General features: G+C 72.4%; 10 protein-coding genes. 7 read left to right on the plus strand and 3 right to left on the minus strand.

Features of this window, described 5'->3' with window-relative positions; genetic code table 11:
* Positions 1-194 precede the first annotated feature (194 nt).
* Together BHU15_RS03030 and BHU15_RS03035 are read left to right on the plus strand one after the other, a co-directional pair.
* Entirely contained in the window at positions 195-986 is a 792-nt protein-coding gene (locus BHU15_RS03030; protein ID WP_069625725.1) for a response regulator transcription factor, read from the plus strand.
* On the plus strand, positions 983-2095 hold the full coding sequence (locus tag BHU15_RS03035; protein WP_069625726.1) for a sensor histidine kinase: 1113 nt from the start codon (positions 983-985) through the stop codon (positions 2093-2095). Before BHU15_RS03030 ends, BHU15_RS03035 begins: the two co-directional genes overlap by 4 nt.
* Before the next feature lie 31 nt (positions 2096-2126).
* Here BHU15_RS03035 and BHU15_RS03040 read toward each other — a convergent pair whose 3' ends face one another.
* Complete coding sequence (locus tag BHU15_RS03040) at positions 2127-2639, minus strand: hypothetical protein (RefSeq protein ID WP_069625727.1); 513 nt, start codon at positions 2637-2639, stop codon at positions 2127-2129.
* Between BHU15_RS03040 and BHU15_RS03045 the strand changes: the two genes are divergently transcribed.
* The gene (locus BHU15_RS03045; RefSeq protein WP_069625728.1) at positions 2638-3432 is read left to right on the plus strand and encodes an isocitrate lyase/PEP mutase family protein; all 795 of its coding nucleotides are present in this window, start codon (positions 2638-2640) and stop codon (positions 3430-3432) included. The genes BHU15_RS03040 and BHU15_RS03045 overlap by 2 nt on opposite strands.
* Here BHU15_RS03045 and BHU15_RS03050 read toward each other — a convergent pair.
* Positions 3391-4476, minus strand: a complete 1086-nt coding sequence (locus tag BHU15_RS03050) for an NAD-dependent epimerase/dehydratase family protein (RefSeq protein ID WP_069625729.1) — start codon at positions 4474-4476, stop codon at positions 3391-3393. The two genes, BHU15_RS03045 and BHU15_RS03050, sit on opposite strands and share 42 nt — an antisense overlap.
* A 117-nt stretch (positions 4477-4593) precedes the next feature.
* On the opposite strand from BHU15_RS03050, the gene BHU15_RS03055 reads away from it, so the two are divergent.
* From BHU15_RS03055 to BHU15_RS03065, 3 genes are all read left to right on the plus strand, one after another.
* Complete coding sequence (locus BHU15_RS03055; protein WP_069625732.1) at positions 4594-6267, plus strand: tetratricopeptide repeat protein; 1674 nt, start codon at positions 4594-4596, stop codon at positions 6265-6267.
* A 71-nt stretch (positions 6268-6338) separates the two neighbouring features.
* A complete protein-coding gene (locus BHU15_RS03060) occupies positions 6339-6680 on the plus strand; it encodes a DUF5713 family protein (protein ID WP_069625733.1) in 342 nt (113 codons plus the stop codon).
* A 152-nt stretch (positions 6681-6832) separates the two neighbouring features.
* Positions 6833-8347: an alpha/beta hydrolase gene (locus BHU15_RS03065; protein ID WP_069625730.1), complete on the plus strand. Its 1515-nt coding sequence runs from the start codon at positions 6833-6835 to the stop codon at positions 8345-8347.
* A gap of 8 nt (positions 8348-8355) precedes the next feature.
* Here the strand turns inward: BHU15_RS03065 and BHU15_RS03070 are convergent, their stop codons facing one another.
* Positions 8356-9639, minus strand: coding sequence for a CAP domain-containing protein (locus tag BHU15_RS03070; RefSeq protein WP_069625731.1), 1284 nt, complete (start codon positions 9637-9639; stop codon positions 8356-8358).
* 289 nt (positions 9640-9928) lie between these two features.
* On the opposite strand from BHU15_RS03070, the gene BHU15_RS03075 reads away from it, so the two are divergent.
* Positions 9929-10630, plus strand: a complete 702-nt coding sequence (locus BHU15_RS03075; RefSeq protein WP_069625734.1) for an SAM-dependent methyltransferase — start codon at positions 9929-9931, stop codon at positions 10628-10630.
* Positions 10631-10659 lie beyond the last annotated feature (29 nt).

Below are 10659 nucleotides of genomic sequence, written 5' to 3' on the forward strand. Positions count from 1 at the left end.
ACGTCGTCCTGCCCTGCCTCGTCGAGGCAGGGCAGGACGACGTCGGCGATGGGTTCAGCGATGTGGGTCACGGCGTTCACCCTACGGACCATAAAGCCGCATACCGGACTTCTGGACCTTACGAAACACGGACGTCCGGCCGTCGCGGGCGCCCGCCGGGACCGTCGCGGGCGGCCGAGTGCGAAGGTGGACGTATGCAGAACAATCCACCTGCCACCGCCGCCCATGTGTTGGTCGTGGACGACGACCCGACCGTGGCCGAGGTCGTCGCCGGCTACCTCGACCGGGCCGGCCACGACGTCGTACGCGCGGCCGACGGCCCGTCCGCGCTGGCGCACTTCGCGCGCCGGCGCCCGGACTTGGTGGTGCTGGACCTGATGCTGCCCGGCATGGACGGCTTCGAGATCTGCCGCCGGATGCGTGAACAGGGCGGCCCGGTACCGGTGATCATGCTGACGGCGCGGGGGGACGAGGAGGACCGCGTGCTCGGGCTGGAGACGGGCGCGGACGACTACGTCACCAAACCGTTCAGCCCGCGGGAGTTGGTACTGCGGGTGGAGTCGGTCCTGCGCCGGGCGCGGCTGCCGGCAGTGCCGCCGCCCGGTTCGTCACCGGCGGCGAGCGTGCTGCGCACGGCCGCGCTCTCCCTGGACCCGACGGCGCGCCGCGCGACGCGCGAGGGCGCCGAACTGGCGCTCACGCTGCGCGAGTTCGACCTGCTGGCGTTCTTCCTGCGCCACCCCGGGCGGGCGTTCACGCGCGAGGAGCTGATGAGCGAGGTCTGGGGCTGGGACTTCGGCGACCTGTCGACGGTCACGGTCCATGTCCGCCGCCTGCGCGCCAAGATCGAACACGATCCGGCCCGGCCGACGTTGATCCAGACGGTGTGGGGGGTGGGGTACCGGCTGGCGGGGGAGACCCCCGAACCCCCCGTCGGCGCAACACCCCCCACCGACAGCCTCCCCGAAGGACCCGGCCGCCCATGACCGACATGTTGCTCATCGCTCTCATCGCGTTCCTGGGGGCCGCCGTCGCCGGGCTGCTCGGGGCGTTCGCCCTGCGGCTCATCCGGCACCGGTCGTTCGTCGTGTCCGTGACCGTCGTCGCCGCCGTCGCCGTGACCGCCATGCTCGCCGGGACGCTCGCCGTCGCCTGGGCGATGTTCCTGTCGCCGCACGACCTGAGCGTCGTCACGACCGTCGTCGCGATGGCCGCCGTCGTCTCCCTCCTCACCGCCGTCCTCCTCGGCCGGTGGATGGTCGCCCGCAGCCGGGATCTGACCCTGGCCGCCAGGTCGTTCGGCGACGGCGGTGTCTTCGCCGCGCCCGTCGAGCCCGCCACCGCCGAACTGGCCGCGCTGACCCGCGAGTTGGCGGCCACCAGCGCCAAGCTGGACAGTTCGCGTGAGCGTGAGCGCGCGCTGGAGACCTCACGGCGCGAACTCGTCGCGTGGATCTCGCACGACCTGCGGACACCCCTCGCCGGGCTCCGGGCCATGTCGGAGGCGCTGGAGGACGGCATGGCCGTCGACTCGCCCCGCTACCTGCGCCAGATACGTACCGAGGTCGAGCGCATGAACGGCATGGTCGGCGACCTCTTCGAACTCTCCCGGATCCACGCCGGATCACTCACCCTGACCCCCGCCCGCGTCTCCGTGTACGACCTGGTCGGCGACGCGCTGGCCGGCGCCGACCCACTCGCGCGTGAGCTGGGCGTACGGCTCGTGGGGGACCGTATCGACGCCGTACCGGTGGAGGTCGACAGCAAGGAGATGAGCCGGGTCCTCGGCAATCTCCTCGTGAACGCCATCCGCCGGACACCGGCCGACGGCACGGTCGCCGTCGCCGCGCGGAGCGCGGAGGACGGGGTCGTGCTGTCCGTGACGGACGGCTGCGGCGGCATCCCGGAGGAGGATCTGCCGCGGGTGTTCGACACGGGCTGGCGCGGCAGCGACGCCCGTACGCCCCCGGCCGGGGCGGGTCTCGGGCTCGCGATCGTACGAGGCATCGTGGAGGCCCACGAGGGCCGGGCGGCGGTCCGTAACGTCACGGGCGGCTGCTGCTTCGAGGTGACGCTGCCGGTGCCGACGGCCTGACGGCCTCGTGCGCGGCCGTCGTCCGCGGCCGTCAGGGACCGCCCGACCCACCGCCGTGGCGCGGCCGGTACCCCTTCACCCACCACCCCTGCTGGAGCAGCGGGGCGATCTCCGCGTGCCCGTGGATCCGGTTCGCCCATCCCCCCTGCCTGTGGGTCAGCGCGGGGGTGTTCCTCCGGTCGTGCCTGATCGTGGCCGTCAGGGCGGCCACGAACACCCCGGCCAGCAGCAGGCCCACCGCACCGAGCACGACCGAGCGCAGGCCGATGGCGCCCACGATCGCCGCCGGGGCGCCGATCAGCGCGACGAAGAGGCAGACGGACGCCACGGTCGTTCCCTCGTCCTGGTGCGCCCGATATCTCCGCAGGCAGTCCGCACAGCCGGGGATCCGCACCGTCCGAGGGCCGTGGCCGCCCTCCAGCTCGACGCGGTGGACCTGACCGGCGTCCACCGGATCACCGCAGAACCAGCATTCCCGCATCGTCCCAGGCTCGCAGAAGTCACTGACGTCAACCAGGGGCAGCGCTCCGTACGGTTCGTACATGACTCGCTCACCGTCGCTCGCCGCCTTCCGCGCGCTGCATCACCGACCAACCCCCCTGGTCCTGCCCAACGCCTGGGACGTCCCCTCGGCGCTCGCCTTCGTCGACGCCGGGTTCGAGGCCGTCGGCACGACCAGCTTCGGGGTGGCGTCCGGGCTGGGGCGGCCGGACGGCGGCCGGGCGACGCGGGACGCGAATCTCGCCCTGGCCCGCGCGCTGGCACCGCTGCCGGTGCAGGTCAGCGTGGACGTCGAGGACGGCTACTCGGACGACCCGGACGAAGTCGCCGCGTACGTCTCCGCGCTGGTGGCGGTCGCGGGCGTCAACATCGAGGACAGCACGGCCGAGACGCTGATCGACCCTGCCGCGCACGCCGCCAAGGTCGCGGCCGTGAAGGGGCGTTGCCCGGAGGTGTTCGTCAACGCGCGCGTCGACACGTACTGGCTCGGCCAGGACGCCACGCTCGCCGCGACGCTGGAGCGCGCCGCGCGCTACGTAGAGGCGGGCGCGGACGGTGTGTTCGTCCCCGGCGCCGCCGACCCGGCCCTGCTGCGCGAACTGGCGGCGGAGATCCCCGTACCCCTCAACGTCCTCGCGATCCCCGCACTTTCCCCCGCCGAACTGGGTGAGTTGGGCGTACGCCGCGTGAGTACCGGCTCCCTGCCGTACCGCGCCGCGCTCCACGCGGCGGTCGCGGTCGCGCAGGCGGTACGCGGCGACGGCACGGTCCCCGAGGCGACGCCGTACCCGGAGCTACAGGCGCGGCTGGTCGACTACACGTCCCGGCTCCCGTAGCGGCGCCGTCGCGAACTCGGCCATCCCCCGCGCGAACCCCACCTCCGGCTTCCAGCCCAGCTCGTCGCGCAACGCCCGCGAGTCGGCGGTGACATGGCGTACGTCGCCGAGGCGGTACTCACCGGTCACGACGGGCGCGGGCCCGCCGTGCGCCGCCGCCAGCGCGGTGGCCATCTCGCCGATGGTATGCGGCTCGCCGCTGCCGGTGTTGTACGCGGCGAAGCCGGAGGGCCCCGCCGCGCACACCGCGTCGAGGGCGGCCACGTTGGCGGCGGCCACGTCCCGTACGTGCACGAAGTCCCGCCGCTGGCCGCCGTCCTCGTACACCCGGGGCGCCTCGCCGCGCGCCAGCGCGGACCGGAAGAAGGAGGCGACACCCGCGTACGGGGTGTCGCGGGGCATCCCCGGCCCGTAGACGTTGTGGTACCGCAGGGACACGGCGCGCCCACCCGTCGCGCGCGCCCACGACGAGGCCAGGTGCTCCTGCGTGAGCTTCGTCGCGGCGTACACGTTACGGGGATCGGTGGGCGCGTCCTCGCCCACCAGGCCGGGTGTCAACTCGGCTCCGCACTCAGGACAGTTGGGCTCGAACCGCCCGGCCTCCAGATCGGCGGCGGCACGCGGCCCCGGCCGGACGGCACCGTGGCGCGGGCAGTCGTAACGCCCCTCCCCGTACACGACCATCGACCCGGCGAGCACCAGCGACCGCACGCCCGCCCCGGCCATGGCGGCGAGCAGCACGGCGGTGCCGAGGTCGTTGCACCCCACGTACGCGGGCGCGTCCGCGAAGTCCTTCCCGAGCCCGACCATCGCGGCCTGATGACACACGGCGTCCACCCCGCGGAGCACCTCCTCCACCGCCTCCCGGTCCCGCACATCCCCGACGACCAGCCGCTCCCCGTCGGGCGACGGCCGGGCCGGGGCCCCGCCGTGCGCGGAGGGCAGCAGGGCGTCGTACACGACCACGTCATGCCCGCGCGAAACGAGGGCGGCGGCGATCTCCGACCCGATGAACCCGGCTCCGCCGGTGACAAGTACACGCATGACATCCACGCTAGGCGCGCGATCACACAGCGCCAGGCACCCGCGACGGCATGTCACCGGACCGTAAGATCGCGACGCGCGTCGGCCGAGCGGGACCATCCTTCGAAGGAGATGTTCATGGAGTACTTCGACCTCGGGACACTCACGCGGCCCGTCTCGACGCGTTCGGCCGACGCGCAGCGCTGGTTCGACCGCGGGCTGGCGTGGACGTACGCGTTCAACCACGAGGAGGCCGTCCGCTGCTTCGAGGAGGCGGCGACCGCCGATCCCGGCTGCGCCATGGCCCACTGGGGCATCGCGTACGCGCTGGGGCCCAACTACAACAAGCCCTGGGAATCGTTCGACGCGCTCGATCTGGAGCGGACCGTCAGCGGGACCCATGCCGCCGTCGAGCGCGCCCGCGCGTGCGCCGCCGGCGCGACCCCCGTCGAGCGCGCCCTCATCGAGGCGCTCCTCGCCCGCTACCCGCGAGCGGAGGTCCCGGCGGACTGCTCGGTCTGGAACCTGCCCTACGCCGAGGCCATGCGCGGTGTCCACGAACTCGCGCCCGACGACCCCGACATCGCCACGCTCTACGCCGACGCGCTGATGAACCTCACCCCCTGGCGGCTCTGGGACCTGCGTACGGGCGAGCCCGCCGAAGGCGCCCGTACGACGGAGGCGAAGGCGGTCCTGGACCGGGCGCTGTCGAGCGAGGCGGGGGCCGACCACCCCGGCGCCCTGCACCTGTACATCCATTTGATGGAGATGTCCCCGACACCGGAGGACGCGCTGGTGGTCGCCGACCGGCTGCGCGGCTCCATGCCCGACGCGGGACACCTGCACCACATGCCGTCGCACCTCGACGTGCTGTGCGGTGACTACCGGCGCGTCGTATCGGCCAACAGCGAGGCCATCAGGGCCGACGAGCGGTACCGGCGGCGGGCGGGCGCGATGAACTTCTACACGCTCTACCGCTCGCACAACTACCACTTCAAGATCTACGGCGCGATGTTCCTGGGACAGTCCCGGACCGCCCTGGAGACCGCCGCCCAGCTCGAAGCCTCCATCCCCGAGGAACTGCTGCGCGTTCAGAGCCCGCCCATGGCGGACTGGCTCGAAGGCTTCCTGGCCATGCGGGTGCACGTGCTCATCCGGTTCGGCCGGTGGGCCGACATCCTCGCCCTGCCGCTGCCGGCCGACTCCGACCTGTACTGCGTCACCACCGCGATGATCCGCTACGCCCGTGGAGTGGCGTACTCGGCGACCGGACGGCTCCCCGAGGCCCGGTCCGAGCGCGCGGCCTTCCACCTGGCCGTCGAGCGGGTGCCCGAGAGCCGGACGCTGTTCAACAACACCTGCCGGGACATCCTCGCCGTCGCGTCGGCGATGCTCGACGGCGAACTGCACTACCGCGAGGGCGAGTACGACCTGGCCTTCGCCGCACTGGAACGCTCGATCGCCCTTGACGACGGCCTCCCCTTCGACGAGCCCTGGGGCTGGATGCAGCCGACCCGCCACGCGTACGGGGCCCTGCTGCTCGAACAGGGCCGCGTCGAGGAGGCCGAAGCGGTCTACCGCGCGGACCTCGGCCTCGACGACACACTCCCCAGACCCTCCCGCCATCCGGGGAACGTCTGGGCGCTGCACGGCTTCCACGAATGCCTGGTGCGGCTCGGCAGAACGGGCGAGGCGCGGATCATCTCCCACCAACTCACGCTCGCGACCGCACTCGCGGACGTCCCGATCAACGCCTCCTGCTTCTGCCGCCTGAACACCCCGGACCCGTCGACCGCGTGCTGCCCGACCTGACCGGCCCGGCGTTGTCAGACCAGTGGTGCAGGATCGGCGCATCGGCTCTTCGAAGGGGGATGGGGATCACCATGTCGGTCACGAACCAGCAGGTCGCCGGGCGGGAGTTCCTGCGGGGCTTGTATCCGGACGAGTACTTCCCGGACCGGCTCCTCGACAAGGGGCGGGGCATCCTGCTGCGCCTCTGTGAGCGCATCGAGGCGGAGCGGCCGGCCGATCTGGCGGCGTTGTACGCGCTGACCGCGGTCGCGACGGAGGAGTTCAACCGGCTCCAGGAGGAGTTCTGGGCGGCGGGCAGCGAGATCGAGACCATGGCGCGCGACGAGATAGCCGTGGACTTCGGCTTCGTGGCGTCGGCCTACGGGTTCCAGGACGCGGATCTGGAGGAGTTGGTGGCCGAGCGCGACTGGTGACGGCGCGGCGCCCCGCCTTCCGAATCGGCTACGCCTGAAGGCCGCGGATCTTCCGGCCTGACTCCGTGGCCGTGGCATCGGGGGATACCCCCACCTCATGGATGCCTGCCTGCCGCATGGGAAACCGCAGCCCCGTCAACAACCCTTGTGGCATGACGACTTACCGGAAATTCAGCCAGACAAGTCTCCTCCTCGCCCTCTCCGCCGCCGCCGTCGCCGGCTCGTTGACCGTCGGGGGGACCGGGGTCGCGCGGGCCGAAGAGGGGGGTGGGGTGGTGTGGAAGCCGTGTGTGCAGGCCGGGGGGCCCGAGGGGCAGGAGTGTGGGGAGCTGGAGGTGCCGCTGGACTATCGGAAGCCCGGGGGGAAGCAGGTGACGCTCGCCGTGAGCCGGGTGCGCAGTGAGCGGCCAGAGGCGCGGCGTGGGGTGCTGTTGATGATTCCCGGAGGGCCCGGCGGGTCCGGGGTGCAGGCGCTGGCGCGCAAGGGGAAGGCGCTTCAGGGGGAGATGGACGGGGCGTACGACATCGTGAGTTTCGACCCGCGTGGGGTCGGCGGCAGTACGACCGCGAGCTGTGGGTTCGACGCGGGCGACCGGTATCTGGCGAGCCTGCGGTCCTGGCCCGGCGCCGACGGGGGGATCGGTGAGAACGTGGACCGTTCGCGCCGTATGGCCGAGGCGTGCGAGGAGAACGGGGGCGCGGTCCTGCGGAGTTTCACCTCCGCCAACGAGGTGCGGGACATCGAGCGGTTCCGGCAGGCGCTCGGGGAGGAGAAGCTGTCGGCGTGGGGCAGCTCGTACGGGACGTACATCGGGGCCGTGTACGCGCAGAAGTACCCGAACCGCACCGACCGCTGGGTGCTCGACAGCAGCGGCGATCCCGACCCCACGCGGGTCGAGCAGGGCTGGATGGCGAACACGTCGAGAGCCATGGAGGACCGCTTCCCCGACTTCGCGGCCTGGGCCGCCGACCCCGCGCGTGACGCCGAGGGGGACGGACTGCGGCTGGGTGAACATGCCCATGACGTACGGGAGTTGTTTCTGGAACTCGCGGCCCGGCTGGACCGCGAGCCGAAGGAGTCGACCACCGAGGGCAACCCGCTGACCGGCGGCATGCTGCGGCAGGCCTTCCTCAACGGTCTCTACAGCGATGCCTCCTTCCCCCAGCTCGCACGCCTCGTCCGGGCCGCCCAGGACCCGGACGCCACGCCCGTCCTGAGCCCGGATCTCGCCCAGCCGCTGCGTGACGAGGACGTGACGGTCATGGTGGGGGTCATCTGCAACGACGTCCGCTGGTCCACCTCCCTCTCCGGATACGCGCGGGCCACGAAGGCGGACCGTGCCCGCTATCCGCTCACCGCGGGCATGCCGCAGAACGTCCTGCCGTGCGCCTTCTGGAAGAGCGGCCCGGTGGAGAAGCCGACCCGCATCACGGACGACGGGCCGTCCAACGTGCTGATGATCCAGAGCCTGCGGGACCCGTCCACTCCGTACTTCGGCGCTCTGAAGATGCGCGAGGCCCTGGGCGACCGGGCCAGGCTCGTCAGCGTCGACCAGGGCGGGCACGGCATGTATCTGGGCAACGGCAACGCCTGCGGCAACAGCAAGGTCACCACCTTCCTGAAGACCGGCGAGCGGCCCGAGCGGGACGTGTACTGCGCGAGTTGAGCCCGGCCCTACCCCGACGCGCCGAAGAGCTGGGTCCAGTACGTGGCCATCTCGCCGCCGCCGCGCAAGCCGATGCCTATGTGGGTGAAATCCGGCTTGAGGATGTTGGCACGGTGTCCGGGGCTGTTCATCCAGCCCCGGACCACCTCGGCGGCCGACCGCTGACCGCACGCGATGTTCTCGCCGATACCCCGGTGCGCGCAGCCCGCGGCGGCGGCCCGGTCCCACGGCTGCCGGCCGTCGGGGCTCGTGTGGGAGTAGAAGCCCAGCGCCACCATGTCGTCGCTGTGCGCCTGCGCCGCCACCGTCAGCCCGGGGTCGCCGGCCAGGGGGCGCAGACCTGCGGCCGTACGCTCCGCGTTCGTGAGGGCGACGACGTCGGACGCGACGGCCGCCAGGCCGTGCGGGGTCAGCGGGCGGGCCCACACCGCCGTCCAGAAGAGGTCGCCGTCGGCGGCCGGGGCGTGGGCGACACCCACCTGCGCGAGATCGGGGTCGCGCACCGTACGGCCCATGCGGGTGTCGGTGAGGCAGTACGCCAGGAAGTCCGCCTCCGAACGAGGGCCGGACACCAGCTGTTCGGCGACGGTCAGATAGCTGTACCCCTGCTCCGTTATCCGCTGGTAGAGGCCCGGGCCGAGGGCGCCGTCGAGCCGGCCGGCGGCGGCCATGGCTGCGCAGTGCGCCCGCGCTGCGGACGTCAGACGGGCGTCGGCCGTGACGGGAGGTGCTCCGGAGCGGGAGCGCTCGGCGTTGACGAGGGCCGTGAAACCGCCGCCGTTACCGCTGTCGGGGATCTGGGGGGTCGGGCTGTCCTCCAGCACCTCGATGCCGAAGTCCCGCGCGACCCCGGCCAGCCCGTCCGCGTAACCCTGGCCCAGGGCCCGCAGCTTCCAGCCGCCGCCCCTGCGGTAGATCTCCGCGAGGAGCAGCACGCTCTCGTGCGTCGGGCGCGGTGGCGTGAACCGGGCGAGGCCCCGGCCACCGCTTCCCGTCACCGACAGCGTGGGCGCGGGCAGCCGCCCCAGCGGCACCGCCGGGTCGGCGGCGCTCACCACCACCGTGACCCGGCTCGCCCCCGCCCGCAGCCGCCCCACGTCGACCGTGACCGTGTCGGCGCGCAGGCCGGCGCCGGGCGCCGACGGCTGGTTGTAGAAGACGAAGTCGCCGTCGCCCGAGACCTTTCCGTCCTCGCCGGTGATCAGCACGGACAGGTCGAAGGGCCCCGGCACCCGGATCGCGAGTGTGCCGCGGGGCAGCGACACGTTCCCGCCCGAGATCAGGTCGAGCATGCGCGGGCCCTCTCTCCGTTGTGGAGCGTTCGTTCGTCGAAGTGAGAACGGCGGGCGTGAGCGGCTGGGTTCCCGGCCCGCCCGTCGTGGCGATCTCTCGCCACCTTCCGCGATTTCGCATCCGCCGGGAACTCGCGCCCGCCACGCCGCGACAACTCAGGAGGACGCGCACCAACCGCCGGACCTGGAGGCCGAAGTGGCGAGCGATGAGTCGAGCGACGAGACGAGCGACGCGACACGCGACGACTGGTACGACGACGACAGCCTGTGGGTCGACTTCGCGCCCGCCATGTTCTCCGGCACGCGCGCCGAGACCGTCGCCGAACTGGTCAGGACCGCCCCGCTCCTCGACTTCCCGCCCGGCTCACGCGTCCTCGACCTCTGCTGCGGCCCCGGCCTCTTCCTCGTCCCCCTGGCCGCCCGCGGCTACCGCGTGACCGGCGTCGACCTGAGCCCGGCCATGCTGGAGCGCGCCGAGGCCGTCTGCCGCGCGGCGGACGCGGGACCGGCGGACGTCACGCTCGTACGCGAGGACATGCTCACGTACACCGCCCCCGACGCCTACGACGTGATCCTCAACGTCTTCACCTCCTTCGGCTACTTCGAGGACGCCGACGACAACTTCCAGGTGCTGCGCAACGCGTGGCAGAGCCTCGCCCCCGGCGGCCGGCTGCTGGTCGACGTCATGGGCAAGGAGGTGCTCGCGGGCTGGATCGGCCGTCCACAGGCTGTGGATCTGCCGGACGGTTCGTACGTCGTCCAGCGCGACACCGTCCTGGACAGCTGGCGCAGGCTCCGTACGGACTGGACGCTCGTACGCGGCGAGAGCGCCCGCACCGCGTCCATCAGGTCGTTCCTCTACAGTGCGGCCGAACTGCACGGCCTGTTCGTGGCGGCAGGGTTCGTGGACGTCGAGTGCTTCGGGGACTTCGACGGCGGGCCCTACGACCAGAGTTCGCGACGGCTGATCGTCCGCGGTGTGAAGAAGTGACCCGCCCGCCCGGCGGCCGGCTGCTGGTC

Source organism: Streptomyces niveus (assembly GCF_001723055.1).
Lineage (GTDB): Bacteria > Actinomycetota > Actinomycetes > Streptomycetales > Streptomycetaceae > Streptomyces > Streptomyces niveus.